20 protein-coding genes are annotated in these 23,793 nt (G+C 63.7%); 15 read left to right on the forward strand and 5 right to left on the reverse strand.

Annotated elements, in window-relative coordinates; all coding sequences use genetic code 11:
- Window positions 1–602 precede the first annotated feature (602 nt).
- Window positions 603–2,309 (forward strand): 2-isopropylmalate synthase, encoded by a 1,707-nt coding sequence (gene leuA, locus KUV86_RS12385; protein ID WP_222484968.1) that lies wholly within the window; start codon window positions 603–605, stop codon window positions 2,307–2,309.
- Window positions 2,310–2,498: 189 nt separating this feature from the next.
- On the opposite strand, the gene epmB is transcribed toward leuA, so the two are convergent.
- Window positions 2,499–3,536: an EF-P beta-lysylation protein EpmB gene (gene epmB, locus KUV86_RS12390; RefSeq protein WP_222484970.1), complete on the reverse strand. Its 1,038-nt coding sequence runs from the start codon at window positions 3,534–3,536 to the stop codon at window positions 2,499–2,501.
- Between the two features lie 105 nt (window positions 3,537–3,641).
- Here epmB and efp point away from each other — a divergent pair, with 105 nt between their 5' ends.
- Together efp and epmA are read left to right on the forward strand one after the other, a co-directional pair.
- Window positions 3,642–4,208 (forward strand): elongation factor P, encoded by a 567-nt coding sequence (gene efp / locus KUV86_RS12395; protein WP_206940998.1) that lies wholly within the window; start codon window positions 3,642–3,644, stop codon window positions 4,206–4,208.
- A gap of 123 nt (window positions 4,209–4,331) precedes the next feature.
- A complete protein-coding gene (epmA, locus tag KUV86_RS12400) occupies window positions 4,332–5,303 on the forward strand; it encodes an EF-P lysine aminoacylase EpmA (RefSeq protein WP_222484972.1) in 972 nt (323 codons plus the stop codon).
- A gap of 27 nt (window positions 5,304–5,330) precedes the next feature.
- Here the strand turns inward: epmA and asd are convergent, their stop codons facing one another.
- The 3 genes from asd to rsgA form a co-directional block, all read right to left on the reverse strand.
- Window positions 5,331–6,260, reverse strand: a complete 930-nt coding sequence (gene asd, locus KUV86_RS12405) for an archaetidylserine decarboxylase (protein ID WP_222484974.1) — start codon at window positions 6,258–6,260, stop codon at window positions 5,331–5,333.
- A gap of 107 nt (window positions 6,261–6,367) precedes the next feature.
- Window positions 6,368–7,198: a sulfurtransferase gene (locus KUV86_RS12410; protein WP_222484976.1), complete on the reverse strand. Its 831-nt coding sequence runs from the start codon at window positions 7,196–7,198 to the stop codon at window positions 6,368–6,370.
- Between the two features lie 43 nt (window positions 7,199–7,241).
- A complete protein-coding gene (rsgA, locus tag KUV86_RS12415; protein ID WP_206940990.1) occupies window positions 7,242–8,276 on the reverse strand; it encodes a small ribosomal subunit biogenesis GTPase RsgA in 1,035 nt (344 codons plus the stop codon).
- 93 nt (window positions 8,277–8,369) lie between these two features.
- On the opposite strand from rsgA, the gene orn reads away from it, so the two are divergent.
- On the forward strand, window positions 8,370–8,957 hold the full coding sequence (orn, locus tag KUV86_RS12420; protein ID WP_222484978.1) for an oligoribonuclease: 588 nt from the start codon (window positions 8,370–8,372) through the stop codon (window positions 8,955–8,957).
- Between the two features lie 80 nt (window positions 8,958–9,037).
- Here the strand turns inward: orn and queG are convergent, their stop codons facing one another.
- Window positions 9,038–10,138 carry a tRNA epoxyqueuosine(34) reductase QueG gene (gene queG / locus KUV86_RS12425; protein WP_222484980.1) on the reverse strand — a complete coding sequence of 367 codons (1,101 nt, stop codon included), beginning with the start codon at window positions 10,136–10,138 and terminating at the stop codon, window positions 9,038–9,040.
- Between the two features lie 123 nt (window positions 10,139–10,261).
- Here queG and KUV86_RS12430 point away from each other — a divergent pair, with 123 nt between their 5' ends.
- The 11 genes from KUV86_RS12430 to KUV86_RS12480 all read left to right on the forward strand — a co-directional run bounded on the left by KUV86_RS12430 (window position 10,262) and on the right by KUV86_RS12480 (window position 23,771).
- On the forward strand, window positions 10,262–11,812 hold the full coding sequence (locus tag KUV86_RS12430) for an NAD(P)H-hydrate dehydratase (RefSeq protein ID WP_222484982.1): 1,551 nt from the start codon (window positions 10,262–10,264) through the stop codon (window positions 11,810–11,812).
- Window positions 11,793–12,299: a tRNA (adenosine(37)-N6)-threonylcarbamoyltransferase complex ATPase subunit type 1 TsaE gene (gene tsaE / locus KUV86_RS12435; protein ID WP_222484984.1), complete on the forward strand. Its 507-nt coding sequence runs from the start codon at window positions 11,793–11,795 to the stop codon at window positions 12,297–12,299. The genes KUV86_RS12430 and tsaE overlap by 20 nt, the downstream gene beginning before the upstream one ends.
- On the forward strand, window positions 12,299–13,735 hold the full coding sequence (locus KUV86_RS12440) for an N-acetylmuramoyl-L-alanine amidase (protein WP_409995516.1): 1,437 nt from the start codon (window positions 12,299–12,301) through the stop codon (window positions 13,733–13,735). Before tsaE ends, KUV86_RS12440 begins: the two co-directional genes overlap by 1 nt.
- A complete protein-coding gene (mutL, locus tag KUV86_RS12445; RefSeq protein ID WP_222484986.1) occupies window positions 13,732–15,870 on the forward strand; it encodes a DNA mismatch repair endonuclease MutL in 2,139 nt (712 codons plus the stop codon). Before KUV86_RS12440 ends, mutL begins: the two co-directional genes overlap by 4 nt.
- A gap of 11 nt (window positions 15,871–15,881) precedes the next feature.
- Window positions 15,882–16,841, forward strand: coding sequence for a tRNA (adenosine(37)-N6)-dimethylallyltransferase MiaA (gene miaA / locus KUV86_RS12450; protein ID WP_222484988.1), 960 nt, complete (start codon window positions 15,882–15,884; stop codon window positions 16,839–16,841).
- Window positions 16,842–16,967: 126 nt separating this feature from the next.
- Window positions 16,968–17,213: an RNA chaperone Hfq gene (gene hfq, locus KUV86_RS12455; protein WP_045993095.1), complete on the forward strand. Its 246-nt coding sequence runs from the start codon at window positions 16,968–16,970 to the stop codon at window positions 17,211–17,213.
- 18 nt (window positions 17,214–17,231) lie between these two features.
- Window positions 17,232–18,548, forward strand: coding sequence for a ribosome rescue GTPase HflX (gene hflX / locus KUV86_RS12460; RefSeq protein WP_206940964.1), 1,317 nt, complete (start codon window positions 17,232–17,234; stop codon window positions 18,546–18,548).
- A gap of 156 nt (window positions 18,549–18,704) precedes the next feature.
- Window positions 18,705–19,958 carry an FtsH protease activity modulator HflK gene (hflK, locus tag KUV86_RS12465; protein ID WP_206940954.1) on the forward strand — a complete coding sequence of 418 codons (1,254 nt, stop codon included), beginning with the start codon at window positions 18,705–18,707 and terminating at the stop codon, window positions 19,956–19,958.
- Window positions 19,959–20,864 (forward strand): protease modulator HflC, encoded by a 906-nt coding sequence (hflC, locus tag KUV86_RS12470; RefSeq protein WP_222237501.1) that lies wholly within the window; start codon window positions 19,959–19,961, stop codon window positions 20,862–20,864.
- A gap of 271 nt (window positions 20,865–21,135) precedes the next feature.
- Window positions 21,136–22,317: an ATP phosphoribosyltransferase regulatory subunit gene (locus KUV86_RS12475; RefSeq protein WP_222237500.1), complete on the forward strand. Its 1,182-nt coding sequence runs from the start codon at window positions 21,136–21,138 to the stop codon at window positions 22,315–22,317.
- Window positions 22,318–22,475: 158 nt separating this feature from the next.
- Complete coding sequence (locus KUV86_RS12480; protein ID WP_206940948.1) at window positions 22,476–23,771, forward strand: adenylosuccinate synthase; 1,296 nt, start codon at window positions 22,476–22,478, stop codon at window positions 23,769–23,771.
- Window positions 23,772–23,793: the final 22 nt, after the last annotated feature.

Raw genomic sequence — 23,793 nt, forward strand, 5'->3', positions numbered from 1 at the left:
GAGGGATGACAGGGGACTTGGCCGCTGCGTTGCGGGCGGGGTCATGCAGGGGAATGGTTGACAAGGGCAGCCAAGACTGATTTTCTAGGCGCATGAACATGACACTTCGACTCCTCGACCTACGACTACTACTACGCGTGTAAATGCGCGTGGCGATGGCGCCTGCCCTGGCTCTTCCCGAGCCGCCTTCATCGCCTGGAGCTTGTTGCCAAGAGTTAGTCGAATCGAGGTTGAACCATGTTAGTCAGTGTCCAGTCACCCGCCATGAATCGCCCCGGCATGAGCCGCCTCGGTACCGACCGCCCAGTGATCGGTTGTGCTGGGATGGAACGTCCTGTGATGGATCAGCATGCCCCTGCTCGCTCAGGTGCCTGTGCTCGTCATGAGCCGAGGATCGTCACGGTTTGTGTGGGTGCCGATATTGATGTCACTGCGCTACGACTTATGACGCCCCGCTCTCCTTTGGTGAGCGGGGCGTCGCCGTTTATGCCTGGCCACAGCCCATAAGGCGCACGTCAGGCCTGCCAACAATAGCTCGACAATACCGCGAGCAAGATCGTACCAACGATCGCTAGACACAGCCCGTATCCGGAGAATTCGCCATGATGCTCAACGATCCTTCCAGCAAGTACCGTCCCTTCGTCGCCGTGGACCTGCCTGATCGGCAGTGGCCCAACCAGCGTATCGAGGCCGCGCCGAAGTGGTGCAGCGTCGACCTGCGCGACGGTAATCAGGCCTTGATCGATCCGATGGACCAGGAACGCAAGCAGCGTTTCTTTGACCTGCTGCTGAAAATTGGCTTCAAGGAAATCGAAGTGGGTTTCCCGTCAGCGTCCCAGACTGACTTCGACTTCGTGCGCAGCCTGATCGAAGACAACAAGGTGCCGGACGATGTGACCATTCAGGTGCTGACTCAGGCACGTCCGCACTTGATCGAGCGCACCTTCGAGGCCCTGAAGGGCGCCAAGAAGGCTATCGTGCACGTGTACAACGCCACGGATCCGGTGTTCCGTCGTGTGGTGTTCAACGTCAACAAGGCCGAGTGCATCCAGATTGCAGTTGACGCCACCACCCAGATTCGCGACCTGATGAAGGCGGCGCCCGACACCCAGTGGACCTTCCAGTATTCACCGGAGCTGTTCACCACCACCGAGATGGACTTTGCTGTTGAAGTCGTCAATGCGGTGCGCGAGACCTACGGTGCAAGCGCTGACAACAAGATGATCGTCAACCTGCCGGCGACGGTGGAGTGCGCGACCCCCAATAACTATGCCGACCAGATCGAGTGGTTCTGCCGCAATGTTGAGCACCGTGATCACCTGATCGTCAGTGTGCATCCCCACAATGACCGGGGTACCGGCGTGGCCGCCGCTGAACTGACGGTGATGGCCGGCGCTGACCGGGTCGAGGGCACCCTGTTCGGCAACGGCGAGCGTACCGGTAACGTCGACATCGTCACCCTGGCGATGAACCTCTACACCCAGGGTGTGCATCCGGGGCTCGATTTCTCGAACATCACCCCGATCATGCGCGAGGTCGAGCACTGCAACCAGCTGCCGGTGCATCCGCGCCACCCCTACGTGGGTGATCTGGTGTTCACGGCCTTCTCCGGCTCTCACCAGGACGCCATCAAGAAGGGCATGGCGCTGCGCAAGGAAGATCCGGACAGCGTCTGGGCGGTACCTTACCTGCCCATCGATCCGCTCGACGTGGGCCGCAGCTACGAGGCGGTAATCCGCGTCAACAGCCAGTCCGGCAAGGGCGGCGTCAGCTACCTGCTCGAGCAGGAGCACGGCATCGAACTGCCGCGCCGGCTGTCCATGGAGTTCAGCCTGGTGGTGCAGGAGGTGGCCGATCGGGTCGGCAAGGAGATTACCTCGGCGATGATCTACCAGACCTTCGTCGACGAGTACCTGGCCAAGACCGAGCCCTACAGCCTGGTCAGCCACCGTCTGTCGTCCGAGCCGGACAGCCCGACGGTGACGCTGGAGGCCTGCATCGCCAAGGACGGTGAGCGCCACACCATCAGCGGCGAAGGCAACGGCCCGCTGGCGGCCTTCGTCAAGGCGCTGCGCAGTGAAGGCCATGACGTCGAGATCATCGACTACCACGAGCACTCCCGTGGTCAGGGCGCCGACGCCGAGGCGATCGCCTACGTCGAGGTTCGGGTCAAGGGTGAGGCGGTGTTCGGCGTCGGTACCGACGAGAGCATCACCAGCGCCTCGATCAAGGGGGTGATGAGCGCGATCAACCGATGCCTGTCCACCGAAGAGGTGGCGCCCAACGTCACCGCCGACAGCGTGGCCTAAGCCTAAGCCTAAGCCTAACCGCCGCCAGGCGCGATGACGAGGCCCCCGCCGCAGCTTCCCTGTGGCGGGGGCCTTTTCCTTGGCCTGGGCGCTGGCGCCCTGGTGTCACCGATCCCTGTTCCTTGCTCTTCTCCCTTCTCGCTTTCCTCGCTTTCCTCGCTTTCCTTCCCGTTCGCTTTTCTGTTGTTTTTACAGAGGTGTCTTGCTGGCCTCGCCGGGTATCTCACGCACCAGCGTCGGCATGAGGAAACCGGGGAGTCGAGTGCGTAACTCATCGACCAGGGCATCGGCCCGCTGGTCACTGACATCGAAATGGGCGGCGCCGACCACGGGATCGAAGGCATGCAGGTAGTAGGGCAGGATGCCCGCCTCGAACAGCCGTTCTGACAAGGCCTCCAGGGCATCGACCGAGTCGTTCACGCCCTTCAGGATCACGCTCTGGTTGAGCAGGGTGACGCCGCTTCGAGCCAGTCGCTGGCAGGCGCGAATCACCGCGTCGTCGATCTCGTTGGCGTGGTTGATATGCAGCACCATCACCTTCTGCAGGCGCGTCTTGCCAAGCCAGTCGAGCAGCGGTCCGTCGACCCGATCGGGGATCACTACCGGCAGCCGGGTGTGCATCCGGAGGCGCTTGAGATGGCTGATGGCGTCCAGCCGTTCGACCAGCCAGGACAGTTGGCGGTCACTGGCGGCCAGGGGATCTCCGCCGGACAGAATGGCCTCCCGCAGGCTGACATCGTCGCGCAGGTAGTCGAGGGTATCGTCCCACTGAGAGCGCGAAGGCGCATTGTCCTGATAGGGAAAATGGCGACGGAAGCAGTAGCGGCAGTTGACCGCGCAGGCGGGACTGGTGATCAGCAGTACCCGGCCAGCGTACTTGTGGATCAGTCCGCGTCTGGCGGTGTGCTGCGCCTCCTGCAGCGGGTCCGTGACGTAGCCTGATGGCGTCGACTGTTCGTCGGACAGGGGCAGTACCTGCCGCAACAGGGGGTCCTGCGGGTCAGCGTGACGCATTCTGGCGGCAAAGGCCTCGGGAACGCGCACCTCGAACAGGGAGTGGCCGGCCTCGGCGCCAGGCACCAGGCTGGCATCCAGGCCAAGGCGGCGGCATAGCTCGGCAGGGTCGCGAATGGCTCCGGCCAGCTGGCGCTGCCAGCCACCGGGGGCGGGAAGGTCCGGCTCATCCGGGGCAGAGCAATGCAAAAGCGACGGGCTTCGGGTTATCATGCGGGCCATCCATCGATAGGCGCGAGGGGCTGGCCCTCGTGGAATGTCAGTCGTGTGCCGACCGGGGCCGATGGCCGGGACGGGCACCAAAAGGGAACAGATTTCATGGCGAACTATTCTACCAACGAATTCAAGGGCGGTCTGAAGGTGATGCTCGACGGCGACCCCTGCGCCATCGTCGAGAACGAATATGTGAAGCCCGGCAAGGGCCAGGCCTTCAACCGCGTCAAGCTGCGCAACCTGATGACTGGCCGCGTGTGGGAGCGTACCTTCAAGTCCGGCGACTCCCTGGAAAGCGCCGATGTCATGGATCTGGACATGGAGTACCTGTACACCGACGGTGACATGTGGCACTTCATGAAGACCGATGGTTCCTTCGAGCAGTATGCGGTGGAGAAGAAGGCACTGGGTGACAGCGACAAGTGGCTCAAGGAGCAGGTGGTTTACACCATCACCCTGTGGAATGACAACGCCATCTCCGTTACCCCGCCCAACTTCATCGAGCTGGAAGTGGTCGAGACCGATCCGGGCCTGAAGGGCGATACGGCCCAGGGCGGTTCCAAGCCGGCGACGCTGTCCTCTGGTGCGGTGGTCCGCGTGCCGCTGTTCATCAACCAGGGCGAAGTGCTGAAGATCGATACCCGCAAGGGCGAGTACGTCTCCCGCGCCTGAGGCGGGGCGAACGCCGTCGATCGACAGCAGCGATCGATTGCAGCGATCGATTGCAGTGATCGATAGCTAAACGAGGGCCACGCGATCGCGTGGCCCTTCGTCTTTTACCCAAGGTAGGCAAGCATGAACGATTGGCAACCTTCCGCCACGCTAGACACGCTGCGGCGCCGTGCGGCTCTGATGGCAAGGGTGCGTGCGTTCTTTACCGAGCGTGATGTGCTGGAAGTGGAGACGCCTATCCTGGGGCATGCTGGCAGTACCGATGTGCACCTGGCCTCGTTGTCCTGCCAGGCCCGCACTCCCGCGGGTGCTGAAACGCTGTGGCTGCAGACATCACCAGAATTCCATATGAAGCGTTTGCTGGCGGCAGGGGCAGGCCCTGTCTTCCAGATTGCCCGCAGCTTCCGTGACGGTGAAGTCGGGCGGCGTCATAACATCGAATTCAGCATGCTCGAGTGGTATCGCCCTGGCTGGTCACTGGATCAACTGATCGAGGAGACCCAGCAGCTGATTCGCACCCTGCTGCCAGACGATCCTGGCCCTACCCAGCGTCATCGATACCGAGCGCTGTTTGCACGTGAGCTGTCGATCGATCCCTTCGCGGTCGAGCTGGATGCACTGCGCAGGCTGGCCTCCGCGACCGGCGGACTGGACATGAGCACGGCGGAGCGCGATGACTGCCTGGACCTGCTGATGAGCCTGGTCATCGAGCCGACGCTTGGCCGCGACGGCATCGATGTGGTGCTGGACTACCCGGCCAGCCAGGCAGCCCTGGCCAGGCGCCATCGGGATCCCGAGGATGGCGCCTGGGTCGCCTCACGCTTCGAGGTGTACCTGCAGGGACTCGAACTGGCCAACGGCTACGATGAGCTGACTGATGCTCAGGAGCAGCGAGCGCGCTTTGCCGAAGACAATCGCGCTCGAGCCCAGGCGGGCTTGCCGGAGGTGGATGTCGACCAGCGCCTGTTGGCGGCCCTGGAGGCCGGTATGCCCGAGGGCAGCGGTGTCGCCCTGGGCCTCGACCGGCTGATTCAGCTGGCGCTCGGCAAGTCGCGTATTGATGAGGTCATGGCCTTTGCCACGCCCCGGTGCTGACCGGGGCCACTGCCACTTCCCTTAGTGTCATTCAGCGTCGTCTGTTGCCGCGCCGGGCTGGTCCTCTGCCTTCGCCTCGCTGGCGTCTTCCGCTGCTGGAATTGCCTGCTGGCCGGGGTGTGCCCCCAGGCGCTGACCCATGCGAACCGCTACGGCGTTGCCCCCTTTGCCGTGCAGGGCGTCGAAGTCGACCTTTTCGGCAAAGGCCATCACCACCGTGGAGCCCAGCTTGAAACGCCCCATTTCCGCACCTTTTTCCAGATGTACCGGGCGGTCGAAGCGTATGCGTTCGACTCGGCCGGACTGAGGCGTGACCTGGCCTGCCCAGACGGTCTCGATGGCGGCGACGATCATCGCCCCGACCAGGACCATCACCATCGGCCCCTGCTCGGTATCGAAATGACAGACCAGGCGCTCGTTGCGTGCAAACAGGCCAGGCACGTGGCGGGTAGTAGCGTCATTGACCGAGAACAGCCGTCCGGGGACGTAGACCATCTCGGTCAGGGTGCCCGCCATCGGCATGTGCACGCGATGGTAGTCCTTGGGAGACAGATACACGGTGGCGAAGCTACCGTCCTGATAGCGCGCTGCGGACAGCGGATCGCCCCCCAGCAGCTCGGAGACGCTGAAGCGATGCCCCTTGGCCTGCACCAGGCGACCACGATCAATGGCGCCCCACTGTGACAGCGTGCCGTCGGCGGGACACAGCAGACCGTCCTCCAGCGGGCGAGCGTCGGCGGTCAGCGCTCGGGTGAAGAAGGCGTTGAAGCTTGGGTAGACACCAGGATCGCTTTCGACGGCCTGGCTCATGTCGACGTTGAAGCGCTTGATGAAGGCACGGATCAACAGGTTCTTGAGCCAGCCGATACGGCAGTCGGCGAGACGACCCACCAGCCTGGACAGCAGGTGTTGGGGGATCGGGTACTGGATCAGGGCAAACAGCTTGGCGAGGGTCACGAAATGACGGCTCCGGATAAACGGGTTGGAACAGGCTCAGGCCACCGTGGCGGTGAGCCTGAGCGTGTGAGACGTGCGGGTGGCTCTGGCGCAATGAGGCGGCGGCGTCAGCCCTCGATCGGCGTATCGTCGCGGTTGCCCCATTCCTTCCATGAGCCGGGATAGGCGCGGATGCGCTCGAAGCCCAGTGCCTTGGCCACCAGCCAGGTAAAGCCGCTGCGGTGATGGCTCTGACAATGAGTGACCACTTCCATGTCTGGCGTGATGCCCATGGCGTCCAACTCGGTGATCAGCTCCGCATAGTCGCGCAGACGAAGTGAACGCTCACGATCCATGGCATCCGTCCACTCCATGTTGACCGCACCGGGCAGGTGACCACGGCGCTTGTTGTCGCCTTTGGTGCCCTCGAACTCGCCCACGGAGCGGGCATCCCAGATAGCGAAGTGGTCGCTGCCCAGTCGCTCCTGCAGCTCGAGCCGGTCAATGGCGACCTCCGGATTAAGGATATCGGCCTGGTAGTCGGAGGGAGTGGCGGCGTGCTCCTCGGTGGACTGGGGCAGCCCCTCGGCCCGCCAGGCATGAATCCCGCCATTGAGATAGGAGTAGCGGCGATGGCCGATCAGCTCAAGCGTCCACAGCAGGCGCCCGGCCCAGCCACCCCCTTCGTCGTCGTAGGCCACCACGTGGGTGTCGCGGGTCAGCCCGAGCGACGAGAACAGGGCTGACAAGGCCTCAACGTCGGGTACGTCGTTGGGCACGTCGCCACTGCCTTTCAGCAGTCGGCGGTGGTCCAGGAAGATCGCCCCTGGGACATGGCCCTGGGCGTAGCTGTCGGCCTTGAGCGGCACGTCGATCACCAGAATATCCTCGTGATCCAGCACGCTCGCCAGGTCCTCTGGCTCGGCGATCAGGGGCAGCAGATTGTCTTCTGAGCTCATGGGGGTCTCCTTCTGGATCATCCGGACGATAGCGGCGGCGGATTTAGGTCGGGCTATCCAGACTATCGACGATGCGACGATAACTGGCAAAGCGATCGGGGTGAATAGCGCCAGCATCGACAGCATCGAGCAGCGCACAGCCCGGTTCCTGCCGGTGGCGACAATCGCGGAAGCGACACAGGCCGAGGTAGGGGGCGAACTCGATAAAGCCCTCGGTCACCTGGCGCTCGTCCAGGTGCGTCAAGCCAAACTCGCGAATACCGGGGGAGTCGATCAGCTCTCCCGCGGCAAGGCTGTCGCTGGGTGGCGGAAGGCGATAGAGCTGGGCCGTTGTGGTGGTGTGCCGGCCCTTGCGAGAGTCCTCGGAGAGGGCGCCGATACGCAGCTCCTCATCCGGTAGCAGGCGGTCGATCAGCGAGGACTTGCCAACCCCGCTTTGCCCGACAAATACGGAGGTGCGGTCGGCGAGCTGAGCATACAGATCGTCCAGTCCACCCGCGTGAGCGGTGGTCGTGGCGACCACCTGATAACCAATATGGCGGTAGCGGTCGAGCAGTGCGCGTAGCTCACCGCCTTGCTCGGGCAGCAGATCGGTCTTGTTGAGAACCAGCACCGGCGTAATGCCGGTGGCTTCGGCGGCGACCAGGTAGCGGTCGATGAGTCCGGCGTGGGGCTCGGGCTCTACCGCGAAGACGATCAGGATCTGGTCGATGTTGGCGGCCACCGGCTTCAGCAGCCCGCGCATGTCCGGGCGCTCAAGCACATTGTCGCGCTCGCCCCTGGCGACCACCACACCGCTACCGTCCTCGCCGGCGCGCCAGATGACACGGTCTCCGGTGACCAACCCCTCGAGGTTGGCTCGCAGATGGCAGCGAGTCGGGGTATCACCGGCCCGCTCAGCGACATCCAGCGTGCGTCCGAAGTGAGCAATCACTCGGCCGTCGCGTTCCGCGCCGTATTCGCCAGCCGCCAACTTCTCGTCGTCCCGCCCAGCCTTCTTGGCGGCTCGCTCGGCACGTTCGGCCTGGATCTTCTCGATGCGCCAGCGTTGCTGACGGCTCAACTTGCGTTTGCTCATGAGCACCTGATGGTCGGTACAATGGGCGGCATTGTACCTACCCGGACGCCCCCTGTCCCGACAGCGGGCGCCCTACGACGCAAGGAAACGATCATGGCTGATGCATCTGCCGCACAGGCTCCCACCACACCGCGAAGCGATCTGCTGATCTGGATTGACCTGGAAATGACCGGATTGGATCCGCAGCGAGAGCGGATCATCGAGGTGGCGACGCTGATCACCGATGGCGATCTCAATGTCATCGCTGAGGGGCCTGTCATCGCGGTCAACCAGAGTGAGGCGCTGCTGGCCGGCATGGACGAGTGGAATACCCGCACCCACGGTGAGTCCGGGCTGGTGGAGCGCGTGCGCAAGAGCACCGTCGACACCGCCGAGGCCGAACGCCAGACGCTGGCCTTTCTGGCGGCCCATGTCGCCCCGGGCAGCTCGCCCATGTGCGGCAATTCTATCCACCAGGATCGGCGATTTCTGGAGCGTGAAATGCCCGAACTCTGGGCCTTTTTCCACTACCGCAACCTGGATGTCTCGACCCTCAAGGAACTGGCCAAGCGCTGGAACCCCGAGGCCCTTGAAGGATTCTCCAAGCGCAACGTGCACCTGGCCATGGATGACATCAAGGAATCCATCGCGGAGCTTGCGCACTATCGCAAGACCTTCCTCAAGGCGGACGTCAACAACTGAACCGCTCAGGGGGCTTTGACGACGCCGTCCTGATTCGCTGGTGTGCTCGGCCAACCACAAGGGCGTGCCAGCGGCACGGGTTACTGGGTCGGAATCAGCGCTGGGCGTTGACGGCGCTGACGATCCAGCGCCCAGCGCACATGCTCGCGCACCAGCTCGGAGGGGTAGGACAGGCGTACCAGTAGCGCACTTTCGATGGCGGAACTCCATGGCGCATTGCCAAGCCCCACGGCCAGGTTGCGCAGCCAGCGTTCGTAGCCGATGCGGCGAATCGGGCTGCCGGCGGTACGCTCGAGAAACTCCTCCTCGCTCCAGCCGAACAGGCTCAGTAGCGAGACCCTGTCGAGGTCATGGCGCGGGGCGAAGTCCGTTTCGTGGCTGACTCGGGTGAAGCGGGTGAACGGACAGACCAGCTGGCAGTCATCGCAGCCAAACACCCGGTTGCCCATATCGGCCCGAAAGCGTTCAGGAATGGCACCGTGGAGCTCGATGGTCAGGTAGGAAATACAGGCTCGGGCGTCGACCACCTTGTCGTCGACGATGGCGCCAGTGGGACAGGCGCTACGGCAGGCGCTGCAGCTGCCACAGTGCTCCTGCTCGAAGGGCGCGTCCAGCGGTAGCGGCAGGTCGGTATACAGCTCGCCCAGAAAGAACATCGACCCCGCCTTGGGGTTGAGCAGCATGGCGTTCTTGCCGAACCAGCCCAGACCTGCCTTGCGGGCCAGGGCACGCTCCATCACCGGGGCTGAGTCGACAAAAGCGCGATAACCGAAGGTGCCGACTTCTGCTTCGATCATCTTCGCCAGGCGCTGCAGGCGCTTGCGCATCAGCTTGTGGTAGTCGCGCCCAGTCGCATAGCGTGACACGTAGGCTCGGTCAGGCTGGCCAAGTACCTTGGTGGTCTCGACCTCCGGCGGCAGGTAGTCCAGGCGTACACTGATAACGCGGATGGTTCCGGGCTCCAGTTCCGCAGGCCGGGTACGCTTGGTACCGTGCTTGGCCATGAAGCCCATTTCGCCGTGGTAGCCAGCCGCCAACCAGCGCTCCAGATAGGCCTCGTCTTCGCTGAGGTCCACATCGGTGATACCGAGCTGCTGAAACCCCAGCTCGCGCCCCCAGGTGCGAATGCGGGCTGCCAGCTCGTGAAAATCGACGTCGGCGCGCGGAGACGATGCGGACATGAATGAGGACAACCCTGGCAAGATGGCGTAGCGGCGGGCCACCGAGCTTTGCTCAGCACGGGAACCGCTTAGACTGGAAGAAGGGTCGTCATGGTAAAGCATCCGGATCGTAGGGAGAACCGCATGGATAACGTCGACGTCGGCACGCCTGAGCCAGGTCAGACGCCGCTGTACACCGCCGAACAGGTACGTGATCTCGACCGGCGTGCGATTGCCGGAGAAACGGACGGCTTTGCCTTGATGCATCGCGCCTCCGGTGTCGCCTGGCGCTGGTTGAAGGCGCGCTGGCCAGCCACCAAGTCGCTGAGCGTGCTGTGTGGCGGCGGTAACAACGGTGGCGATGGTCATGTACTGGCAGCCTTGGCGGCCACCGAGGGGCGCCAGGTGCAGCGGGTGTCGATGTGTCCACGTGGGCAGCTGAAAGGAGACGCCTTGCGTGCGGCGCAAATGGCAGATGATGCCGGCGTGGCCTTTGTTGAATGGAATGACGAGCTCGTGGTGGACGGTGAGGTAGTGGTCGATGCGCTGTTGGGCACCGGCTTTACCGGACAGCTCAGGGCCGACTACGCCGCTTGCATTGCCGCGATCAATGCCAGTGGGCGGCCGGTGCTGGCGGTGGATATTCCGTCGGGAATTACCGCCGATGGTGGTGCCGAGCCGAGTCTCGCCGTCAAGGCAGTGATGACCGTCACCTTTATCGGCGACAAGCTGGGCCTGCACACTGGCCGCGGCGCAGCGTTGGCCGGCGAGGTGGTCGTGGAGCCCCTTGGTGTCGATGCGTTGGCTCATGACGACATAGAGCCGACCGCCTGGCGACTGCAGTCCAGCCTGATCGAGTCGGCGCTGCCGCCGAGAGAGCGTGACATGCACAAGGGCGCTGCGGGCTTCGCCGGCATCTTCGGCGGTGCGCCCGGCCTGGGCGGTGCTGCGCTACTGGCGGCACAGTGCTGTGCCCGTGTCGGAGCGGGCAGAGTGCTGCTGGCGACAGCTCCTGAGCATGTCGGTGCCAGTCTGGTGCGCTGTCCTGAGGTGATGGCGCGGGGTGTGACCCATGCCAGTGAACTGGACGAACTGTTGGAGCGCTTGACGGTGCTGGCGGTAGGTCCGGGGCTTGGCCAGGGCAGCTGGGGCCAGTCGGTGCTGCAGACCGCGCTGGGGCGCTCCATTCCGCTGGTCCTGGATGCCGATGCGCTTAATCTGCTGGTCTCGCGCTTCTCCGGTCAGCGCCGCGATGACTGGATATTGACGCCGCATCCGGGGGAGGCAGCACGCCTGCTCGGGTGCAGCGTGGCCGAGATTGAAGCGGATCGCCCGGGTGCCGCACGGGCCCTGCGTGAACGCTGGGGCGGGGTGGTCGTGCTCAAGGGCGCCGGCACCCTGATCGCTGGTCCCCAGGGACTCGCGCTGTGTCCGTTCGGTAACCCCGGCATGGCCAGTGGCGGCATGGGCGATACGCTGACCGGCATCATTGCTGGCCTGGTTGCCCAGGGTCCCTCGCTCGATTGGTCACTCGAGCGTGCCGCGAGAGTGGGAGTGCTGGTGCATGCCCTGGCCGGGGATATGGCAGCGCGAGAGGGCGGCGAGCGTGGTCTGTTGGCCAGCGATCTGGCATCCTGTGCACGAAAATTAGTCAATCCGACGATGGGCGAGGAAGATGCAGCTGCGACTCGATGATGAAGACCGCCAGGTCGCACTGGGGGAATGCCTGGGACGAGCCCTGGATGGGCGTGGGCGTGTCCACCTGTCGGGAGAGCTTGGTGCCGGCAAGACCACGCTGGCACGTGGTGTGCTGCGCGCATACGGCCATCAAGGCGCGGTGAAGAGTCCGACTTACACGCTGGTAGAACCCTACGAGCTGGCGCTCGGGGAGGAGCCTCTTACCCTCTATCACTTCGATCTGTATCGCCTTGGCGATCCTGAAGAGCTGGAATTCATTGGTGGCAGGGACCTGTTCGCCGAGGGCAACCTGTGCCTGGTCGAATGGGCCGAGCGCGGTGAAGGCTGGCTGACCCCGCCGGACCTGGAGGTGGCGTTGAGTCACGCGGAGCCCCGGGGGCGCCGGGCCGACATCAGCGCGCTGACCGCCTATGGCAGCGAGGTGCTCGAACGCCTGGCGCAGCAGATCAGCGGTGACGTGCGGTTGGCAGGGGGCAAGGCATGATGCGTCAGCTGTTGACTCTGGTCGGGGGGCTGGGGCTTGCCGTGGTCTGCGCGGCGACCCATGCCGCCAGCGTCGATAACATGCGTCTATGGGCGGCGCCGGACCATTCGCGTCTGGTGTTTGACCTGTCTGCCGCGGCCACCGCCAATGTATTCGAGCTCGACAACCCGCGCCGGCTGGTCATCGACCTGGGGGATACCAGCCTGGCGGCCGATCCCAACAGCATGGACCTGTCGAACAGCGCGATCAGCGCTGTGCGCACCGGCGTGCGCGAAGGCAACGATCTGCGCGTGGTGCTTGAATTGAGCCGCGCCATTGAGCCGCGTCACTTCTCGCTGGCGCCGAACAATCAGTATGGCCACCGCCTGGTGGTGGATCTCGAATATCCGGGCGAAAGTGCGGTGGAAGACCCCATCGACCCGATCGAGTCGATGATCCGTGAGCAGGAAATCGCCGCGGAACGTGCCAAGACCGTAGCGGTGGCGGAAGGGCGCGATCCGGTGGCCGCTGCGCCGGTGGTGGATGCCGCCCAGCCGCACCCCAAGCGTGACATTATCATCGCGGTGGACGCAGGCCACGGCGGCGAGGATCCTGGCGCGATGGGCCCCAGTGGCACCCGCGAGAAGGATGTCGTGTTGCAGATGGCGGATCGCCTGGCCCGCCAGTTCAACGACACTCCCGGCTTCAAGGCGGTGATGATTCGTGACGGCGATTACTACGTCGGGCTGCGCCAGCGTACCTTGATCGCCCGGGAGCAGAAAGCGGACTTCTTTGTGTCGATTCATGCCGATGCCTTCAATAGCCCCAGGCCCCACGGCAGCTCGGTGTTTGCGCTGTCCCAGAGTGGCGCGACGTCGGAGACGGCGAAGTGGCTGGCCGCTGCCGAGAATCGGTCCGACCTCATCGGCGGTGTCGATGGCAGCCTGTCGCTGGATGACAAGGACCAGGTGCTGCGCGGGGTGCTGCTGGACCTGACCATGACAGCGACGCTGAATGATTCGCTGACGATCGGCGATGAGGTGCTGAGCCGTATTGGTCGCATCAACGACCTTCACAAGCCCCGCGTCGAGCAGGCTGGCTTCGTGGTGCTGAAGTCGCCGGACATCCCCTCGCTGCTGGTGGAGACAGGCTTCATCTCCAACCCGGAAGAAGAGCGGCGACTGCGGGATGGTGCCTACCAGCAGCGCATGATGAGCGCTGTCTTTGGCGGGATCCGCGCGCACTTCGAGCGTAACCCGCCGCCGGCCAGCCTGCTGGCCTGGCAGCGTGACCAGGGGCGCTCGACGGCGTCCAACGAGTACCGTATTCAGCCCGGCGATACCCTGTCGGCCATCGCCTCGCGTCATGGCGTGGCGTTGAATGCGCTCAAGCAGGTCAATGAGCTGTCTGGCGACGTGATTCGTGTGGGGCAGGTATTGAGGATTCCCAGTTCATGAATGATCCCCAGCACGTATCCAGCAACGATGTCGGTCGCCGTGGTGTCCACAACGAGCCCCCAGGCGCTGGGCATCGCTTGAGCGACCCGGAGGCACAGCAGGATGCCCGCCGGCGTATTCAGATCCTCGATCCGCGCCTGGCGAACCAGATTGCCGCCGGTGAAGTGGTCGAGCGGCCAGCGTCCGTGGTCAAGGAACTGATCGAGAACGCCATCGATGCGGGAAGCTCGCGCATCGAAGTGGATATCGAGTCGGGCGGTGCGCGGCTGATCCGCATTCGCGACAATGGTTCCGGCATCGGGGAAGACGATCTGCCGCTGGCGCTGTCGCGGCATGCCACCAGCAAGATTCTTTCGCTGGAAGAGCTGGAAGGCGTGGCCAGCCTGGGATTCCGGGGGGAGGCGCTGGCATCGATCAGCTCGGTGTCACGGCTCGAGCTGACCTCGAATGTACAGGACGACCCCCAGGGTGGCTGGCGTGTGGTGGCTGAGGGCCGCCGCATGGAACCCCGCGTGACACCGGCGCCGCACCCCAGGGGGACATCGGTCGCGGTGCGGGATCTGTTCTTCAATACGCCGGCTCGGCGCAAGTTCCTGCGCACCGAGAAAACCGAATTCAATCATGTGGAAGAGGCGTTTCGGCGTCAGGCGTTATCGCGCTTTGATATCGGCTGGACGCTTCGCCACAACCAGAAGACGATCCACCAGTTGCCGGTGGCACGGGACGATCACTCGGTGGAGCGACGCCTGTCCTCGCTATTGGGCAAGAACTTTCTGGACAACGCCCTGACCCTCGATATTGCCACCGGCAGTCTCAGGCTGTGGGGCTGGGTTGGCTTGCCGACCCATTCGCGTGCCCAGGCGGATCAGCAGTACTTCTTCGTCAATGGACGTGTGGTGCGAGACCGTCTGGTGGCTCACGCCATTCGCCAGGCCTACCGCGACGTCCTGTTCAACGGCCGTCATCCGGTGTTCGTGCTGTATCTCGACGTCGACCCGACCGTGGTGGACGTCAATGTTCACCCGACCAAGCACGAAGTGCGTTTTCGCGACGGTCGCATGGTGCACGATTTTCTGTTCTCGAGCTTGCATCGCGCGCTGGGAGAAGCTCGTGCTGGCCAGCGCGAAGGAGGCGTCGAGGGACACGACCAGGGCTACGCCAAGCGCGATGATGGCCTGGACGTTGACCCGGAGACCGGCGAGATTCGCGAACCAGCTGCGGCATCCTCCCAGGCCAGGTCAGCCGAGGCGTCGTCGCCCTCCTGGCAGCAGCAGCCCATGGCGCTGCACCCCCGCAGGGAAGAGGGAGAGTCGAACGTGACCCCGGATCGGGTGCGGGCGTTCATGGACGGTTATCGCAAGCTCCATCCCGAGCATGAAGAGAGCCTGTTGAACCCGCAGCCTGGTGCCCCAGGCGCAGGGGGGATGGCCGCCGAGACGGCGCTGGCCGAACGACGCAGGCCTGAACCGATCAGCATGCCTCGCGATGGCCAGGTCGCCGGACAGCATGGGATGAACGCCCCGCAGATGCCCGAGGAAGACGCCACCCAGGCGCCGCCGCTGGGCTATGCCATGGCGCAGCTGCACGGTATCTACATTCTGGCGCAGAACGCCCAGGGTCTGGTGCTGGTGGACATGCACGCCGCCCATGAGCGGATTGTCTACGAACGCATGAAGACCCAGGTACACGGTGGGGCGCTGGATGCCCAGCCGCTGCTGGTGCCGGTGTCACTGGCGGTCAGCGGGGCCGAGGCGGAGACCGCGGAGCGAGAGCGTGACGCCTTTGTGCGGCTGGGGGTGGAGCTGGATGCCGCCGGTCCTGAGACCCTGCTGGTACGCCAGGTGCCGGCGCTGCTGGCCGATGCGGATGTCGAGCCGCTGGTGCGTGAAATGCTGTCTGACCTGGAGCGCTATGGCCGCTCGGACAGGATCGAGGCGCATATCAACGAAATGCTCTCGACCATGGCCTGCCACGGTAGCGTGCGCGCCAATCGTCAGCTCACCGTCGCCGAGATGAATGCGCTGCTGCGGGACATGGAGCGCACTGAGCGCAGCGGTCAGTGCAATCACGGCCGTCCCACCTGGACCCAGATGAGCCTCAAGGATCTGGACAAGCTGTTCCTGCGAGGCCAATGATGAGCAAGGACATGGCCGCAGAAGCGGCCGCGACAGTGGATCAGCGGCCGCTGGCAGTGCTGCTGATGGGCCCCACCGCGGCGGGCAAGACCGACCTGGCCATCGATATTCGCGAGCGTCTCGACGGAGAGATCATCAGCGTCGATTCGGCCATGATCTACCGCGACATGGATATCGGGTCGGCCAAGCCGTCTGCGCAGGAGCTGGCGCGGGCGCCCCACCGCCTGATCGACATCTGTGACCCTGCCGAGTCTTACTCCGCGGCGCAGTTTCGCGACGATGCCCTGGCCGAAATGCACGATATCGCGGCCCACGGCAAGCTGCCGCTGCTGGTGGGTGGCACCATGATGTATTACAAGCGCCTGGTCGAGGGCGTGGCCAACTTGCCGGCGGCGGACGACGACCTGCGACGCCAGCTGCAGCAAGACGCTGAGCGTGAGGGGCTGGAGGCGTTGCATCGGCGTCTGGCAGAGGTGGACCCGGCCTCGGCGGCGCGGATCCACCCCAACGACCCCCAGCGTTTGATGCGTGCCCTGGAGGTTTACGCGTTGGCGGGTCGGCCAATGAGTGAGCTGTGGCGTGAACAGCGCCGTGAAACCTTTCCTTTTCGGCTGTTGTCCATAGGTCTCGCTCCTGCCGACCGTTCGGTGCTGCACCAGCGAATCGAGCGCCGTTTTTCGCTCATGCTGGATGCGGGTTTCCTCGACGAAGTCGCCGCCTTGAAGGCACGAGGAGACCTGTCGCTGTCGATGCCTTCGATGAAGAGCGTCGGCTACCGTCAGGCCTGGCAGTACCTGGACGGCGAATTTGATCGTGACACCTTCGTCCACCGGGGCGTCGTCGCCACCCGTCAATTGGCTAAGCGTCAATTGACCTGGCTGCGGAGTTGGCCTGAACTGACATGGGTGGATCCGCTGGCGGGCAAGCCCGCCGAGCGGCTCCTGAAACTCGTGCGCAGCGCTGGGACTTAGCGTAAGATAACGATTTCGTGTGGCCGCTTTCAGGGTCCCGCAGAATACTGTGATGTCCGTCGCCTTGAAGGCAGGAGCGGGCGCCACCATAACCTAAAACCCTAAGACACCTTCAGGGAGAGCAACATGTCCAAAGGGCAGTCCCTTCAAGACCCGTACCTGAACATTCTGCGCAAGGAGCGCATTCCGGTATCGATTTTCCTGGTCAACGGCATCAAGCTCCAGGGCCAGATCGAATCCTTTGACCAATTTGTCATCCTGCTGCGCAACACCGTCAGCCAGATGGTGTACAAGCACGCTATCTCCACGGTGGTGCCGTCACGCAACGTGCGTCTGCCGGCCCAGGATCCTGCGGCGCAGCCGGAGAGCTGATATTTCGTGAGGTATTGATTGTTTTTTGAACGTCCCGACGCCGGTGAAACGGCGGTACTCGTCCACATTGATTTTCAGGACGAGAAGGAGCGCGAAGATCCCGGTGAGTTCCACGAGCTGGTGAGGTCTGCGGGTGCCGAGCCCGCGACGCTCGTCACCGGCTCGCGGAAGCGTCCTGACCCCAAGAGTTTCGTGGGGTCGGGCAAGCTGGAGGAGATCGGCGAGGCCTTGGCAGTGCACAAGGCGGAACTGGTGATCTTCAATCACGCGCTCAGCCCCTCTCAGGAGCGTAACGTCGAGCAGGCACTCAAGTGCCGGGTGCTCGATCGCACGGGCCTGATCCTTGATATCTTCGCTCAGCGCGCGCGTACCCATGAAGGCAAGCTGCAGGTGGAGCTGGCCCAGCTGGAGTACATGTCCACGCGCCTGGTGCGAGGCTGGACGCACCTTGAGCGTCAGAAAGGGGGGATCGGCCTGCGTGGCCCGGGTGAGACCCAGCTCGAGACTGACCGTCGCCTGTTGCGGGCACGGATCAAGTCGATTCACAAGCGGCTGGACAAGGTGCGCAGTCAGCGCACGCAAAATCGGCGGGCACGTTCTCGTGCGGAAATCCCGAGCGTCTCGCTTGTGGGTTATACCAACGCCGGTAAATCAACGCTTTTCAACAGCTTGACGGCGTCTGAGGTCTATGCGGCGGACCAGCTGTTCGCTACTCTCGACCCTACGCTGCGGCGCTTGAACGTCGAGGACGTGGGGCCGGTGGTACTGGCGGACACGGTCGGCTTTATCCGGCACCTGCCGCACAAGCTGGTTGAAGCCTTCCAGGCCACCCTGCAGGAGGCCGCCGAGGCCAGCCTGCTGGTGCATGTCATCGACTCGGCGGACCCAGATCGCGAGCTCAACGTCACCCAGGTGGACGCCGTGCTCGACGAGATTGGTGCGCTGGATGTGCCGTCACTGAAGGTGATGAACAAGATTGACCTGTTCGACAGCTCGCCGCGCATCGAGCGTGATGAGCATGGTGTGCCTCAGACCGTATGGCTGTCTGCCCAGAAGGGGTTGGGGCTGGACCTGTTGACGCAGGCCCTGACCGAGCGATTGGCTGAGGACATCATCGACTTTTCCCTGACCCTGACGCCGGAGCAGGGCAAGCTGCGCGCCGCCTTGCACGAGGTGAACGCGGTGCGGGAAGAGTCCTTCGATGAACAGGGCAGGACTCAGCTGGAGATTCGCTTGCCGCGGCGCGATTTCAATCAGTTGATGGCTCGCCTGGGTGAGCGTGTTAATGATTACCTTCCCGACGCACTCAAGGAGCGTGACGTCTGGGAAGCGTGAACCGATCCGTCAGACGGGTCGGCTAGAGCGTCGCCCGGATGGCGACGCCACAAGGGAAACGCTGGATGGACGTCGAGCGCAGAGGTCTGTGCAGCGTGACCCAAGGATCGCAATCGATGCGCCTCGTGACGCGGGGGCACAGAGTGGAGACGACGTATGGCCTGGAATGAGCCTGGTGGCGGCAACGGCAACCAGCACGATCCCTGGAGTGGCGGGGGGCGTCGAGGCGGCAATGGTGGCGGTAACCGCGGCGGTGACAACCGTGGCGGCGATAACCAGGGACCACCTGATCTGGATGAAGCCCTGAAGAAGTTTCAGGACAAGCTCAATGGCATGCTGGGTGGCCGAGGCGGCAAGCGTGGCGGTGGCAGCGGTGGCAAGGGCGGCGGCAATCGTCCGCGCAACACCTTTGCGCTGCCGGGCCTGCTGATCGTTATCGGTCTGGCTGTCTGGGCGGCCAGTGGCTTCTATCTGGTAGACCAGTCCGAGCGTGGCGTGGTTCTGCGCTTCGGCAAGTTCCAGGAAGTCGTGACGCCGGGTCTGCAGTGGAATCCGCCGTTGATCGACGATGTGCGCATGGTCAACGTGACCCGCGTGCGCTCTGTCAGCCAGACCCAGTCCATGCTGACACAAGACGAAAATATCGTGTCCGTGGAAATGTCGGCCCAGTACCAGGTCGCAGATCCCCGCGATTACGTGCTGAACGTGCGTGATCCGGAGCTGTCGCTGGAAAATGCCCTCGACTCGGCCCTGCGCCATGTGGTCGGCGGCACCGACATGATCGACATCCTGACCTCCGGTCGTGAGATTCTCGGCAGCGCCGTGGCCAGTCGTCTGCAGACCTACCTGGACAACTATGGCACGGGTATCCGTCTGGTGACCTTGAACGTCGAGTCCACCTCGCCCCCCGATGCGGTGCAGGATGCCTTCGATGACGTTATCCGGGCACGTGAGGATCGTCAGCGTACGATCAACCAGGCCATGGCCTACGCCAATGCCATCATCCCGGAAGCACAGGGTCAGGCGCAGCGTATCGTTGAGCAGGGCCAAGGCTATCGTGAGTCGGTGGTTGCCGAGGCCCGCGGTCAGGCCAACCGCTTCACGGCGTTGCTGACCCAATATCGTGATGCGCCTGAGGTCATGCGTGAGCGCCTGTACCTCGACACCATCTCCGAGGTGCTCGGCCAGACCAGCAAGGTACTGGTGGACGTCGATCAGAACAGTCCGTTGATGGTACTGCCGATGGACCGCCTTGGTCGTGGCGGCAGCAGCCAGTCCTCATCCGAAAGCGCCAGCTCGCTCGATCCGCAGGTGCTGGAGCGCCTTCGCGCCGAGAGCGGCTCTTCGAGCGCCAATTCAAGTTCCAGTCGCAGCGGCCGCGACAGTGGTATTCAGCGGGAGGGTCGCTAAATGATCAATAACCGATCCCTGCTCATCGTCGGTGGCCTGGCCGCCGTGGCCTGGCTAGCCAGCAACAGCCTGTACGTGGTCGACGAGACCGAACGTGCGGTCAAGCTGCGCTTCGGTGAAGTCATCGAGGAAAACATTCAGCCGGGTCTGCACTTCAAGGTGCCGATCACCCAGACCATCCGCAAGTTCGATACCCGGGTGCTGACGCTGGATACTGATGCCAGCCGCTATCTGACCCAGGAACAGAAGGCGGTGATCGTGGATTCCTACGTGAAATGGCAGGTGGTCAACCCCACCCGCTACTACGAGGCGACGGCAGGGGATGAGCTGATGGCGGTGCGCCTGATCCAGCCCCGTGTCGACGAGAGCCTGCGTAACGAATTCGGTCAGCTGAATCTGCAGCAGATCATCTCTGAAAAGCGTGATGAGCTGATGTCTGGCCCCACCGAAGAGCTCGATACCCTGATGCAGGACGAGCTGGGTGTTGCCATTCTCGACGTTCGCGTGAAGCGTATCGATCTGCCGGAGGATGTGTCTTCCGCGGTGTACGATCGCATGCGCTCCGAGCGTGAGCGCGAGGCACGGGAATGGCGCGCTCAGGGTCAGGAAGAGTCCGAGCGCATTCGCGCCAACGCCGATCGTCGCCGTCAGGTGCTGCTGGCCCAGGCCAACGAGCGTGCCGAGACACTGCGCGGTGAAGGTGACGCTGAAGCCGCCGCGATCTACTCCCAGGCATATCAGGGCGACACCGAGTTCTACCGCTTCTGGCGCAGCCTCAATGCCTACCGTGATTCCTTCGCGGAAGGCGAGGGCAACATGATGGTGCTGGACCCGTCCAGTGACTTCTTCCGTTACCTGAAAAGCGCCAATCCCGATGCTGGCAGTACGCCTCGGGTGGTGAACTAGATCAGATGGCTGCGACTCGCAGGGGCGAAAGACGCCCCTGCGGGGTTCAACTGGCGGCCAAACGTGATAGAATCCGTCAACCGGGCGTGGCCCGGTTTTTTTGTGGCCGACATTCCCCGACATCGCTGAGTTCAACGCGTTCGCCTGCACGCCGAAGTCCTTGATTCTTGTCCCAAGACGAATCACCGGAATTCACCTGTGCGCGAGGTTTGGCGTGCGTGCGGGACAAGCAAAACGTCACAGCAAGATATCGACCAGGCAGGATATCGACATGACCATCGCTGACCGCTGGCTTCTGCCCGACGGCATGGACGAGGTGCTTCCTCCTCAGGCCAGCCGGATGGAGGAGCTGCGCCGGGCGCTGCTCGACCTCTTTCATCTCTGGGGCTACGACCAGGTGATGCCGCCTCCCGTGGAGTTTCTCGACTCCCTGTTGACGGGTACCGGCACGGACCTGGATCTCCAGACCTTCAAGCTTACCGACCAGCTCACCGGCCGCATGATGGGGGTGACGGCGGACGTCACGCCACAGGTCGCGCGGATCGACGCGCACTCGCTGAAACGCGAGGGGCCGGTACGCCTTTGCTATTGCACCAATGTGCTGCGCGCCAAGGCCGACAAGCATCAGGGCGGACGTAGCCCGGTGCAGGTCGGTGTCGAGCTGTTCGGCAGTGCCAGCCTGGCCGCCGACCTCGAGATTCTGCGCCTGGCGCTGGAAAGCCTGGAGGCCTCGGGTGCCGGTGAAGTTCACCTGGCGCTGGGCCATGTGGGTATCTACCGTAATCTAGTGGAAGTGGCTGGCTTGGATGCGGAGGCGGAGTATGCGATTTCCGCGGCCTTGGCGCTCAAGTCACCCGGTCAGCTGGAGGCCGAGGTCGCGCGCACCGTCAGCGATCCGGCGCTGGCCACCATGTTTCGTACCCTCGGCGAACTGCACGGCGGCCCCGAGGTCCTCGACCAGGCCCGCGAAGCCTTTGCCGAGGCGCCACAGGCCGTCAATGATGCCCTCGACAAGCTCTATGACCTGTACCAGGGCGTGCAGCGCGAGCATCCCGAGGTAGACTGCTACTTTGATCTGGCTGAGCTGCGTGGCTATCAGTACCACACGGGCATGATGTTTGCCGCGTATGTGCCGGGATATGGTCAGGCACTGGCCAAGGGCGGTCGCTATGACGATACCGGTCGTGCCTTTGGCCGCGCCCGTCCGGCGACAGGCTTCTCCATGGACCTCAAGCTGCTGGCTACCCTGGCCACCAAGGATCCGGCCGGAGATAGCGTGTGGGCGCCTGCTGATGAGGGCGCTCCAGGGCTCGACGAGGCGGTACAGAAGCTTAGGCGACAGGGCCGCCGCGTGATCCAGGGCCTGCCGGGACAGCGTGCTCCAGGGCACGACTGCAGCGAGCAGCTGGTCGCTAGAGGACAGGAGTGGGTGCTAGAACCCCTCACCACGTAACGCCAGAGTAAGGTGATGCCTTCTCACGAAGGCCGAATCGGGGCGCCGGGGTCTGGCGCTGACACCGACAGTGGCGCCACGCAAACGCTGTCTCCAGTCGCGATTCGCGAGCTGTGCAGTGTTTCCCCAAGGCGCAACCAAGAGAGACGAGAAGAGCAATGGGCAAGAACGTAGTCGTACTGGGTACCCAATGGGGCGATGAGGGCAAGGGCAAGGTCGTTGACCTGCTGACCGAATCTGCCTCCGCCGTGGTGCGTTTTCAAGGCGGTCACAATGCCGGCCACACGCTGGTGATCGACGGTGAGAAAACGGTCCTCCACCTGATTCCGTCCGGCGTTCTGCGCGAAGACAAGACCTGCGTCATCGGCAACGGCGTGGTGCTGTCTCCTGAAGCGCTGATCAAGGAAATCCGTGAGCTCGAGAGCAAGGGCGTGCCCGTGCGCGAGCGTCTGCGCCTGTCGCCAGCCTGTCCGCTGATCCTCGACTACCATGTGCGTCTTGACCAGGCCCGCGAGAAAGCGCGCGGCATCGCCAAGATCGGCACCACCGGTCGCGGCATTGGTCCGGCCTACGAAGACAAGGTTGCCCGTCGCGGTCTGCGCCTGGGTGATATGCTGCACCGCGAGCGGTTTGCCTCCAAGCTGGGCGAAGTGCTGGACTATCACAACTTCGTGCTGACCAAGTATCACGGTGAAGAGCCGGTGGACTTCCAGGCGACGCTCGAGAGCGCCATGCAGATGGCTGAAGAGCTGCGTCCGATGGTGGCCGACACCGTCAGCCTGGTGCACGACCTGCGCAAGGATGGCGAAAACATCCTGTTCGAGGGCGCCCAGGGCTCGCTGCTGGACATCGACCACGGCACCTACCCCTACGTCACCAGCTCCAACACCACCGCGGGTGGAACGGCCACCGGCTCCGGCGTTGGTCCGCTGTACCTGGACTACGTGCTGGGTATCACCAAGGCCTACACGACTCGCGTGGGTTCCGGTCCCTTCCCGACCGAGCTATTCGATGAGCATGGCCGTCACCTGGCCGAGAAGGGCCACGAGTTTGGTGCGACCACCGGTCGTGCCCGTCGTTGCGGCTGGTTTGACGCCGTGGCCCTGCGCCATGCGGTACAGATCAACTCCGTCTCCGGCATCTGCCTGACCAAGCTGGACGTGCTCGATGGCCTCGAGAACATCCGTGTCTGCGTCGGCTACCGCAGCAAGGACGGCGACGTGCTCGACAACCCGGTGGACTCCGAGGGCTACGAGGCCGTCGAACCGGTCTACCAGGACCTGCCCGGCTGGAGCGAGTCCACTCTCGGCGTCAAGCGCGTCGAAGACCTGCCCAGTGCTGCTCGTGCTTACATCAGCTTCCTCGAGGAGCAGGTCGGTACCTCTATCGACATCATCTCCACCGGCCCGGACCGCAACGAGACCATCGTCCTGCGTAATCCTTTCGGGGCATAAGCAGCAAGACCGTAAAAGGCCG

Source organism: Halomonas sp. DP8Y7-3 (assembly GCF_019801675.1).
Classification (GTDB): domain Bacteria; phylum Pseudomonadota; class Gammaproteobacteria; order Pseudomonadales; family Halomonadaceae; genus Halomonas; species Halomonas litopenaei_A.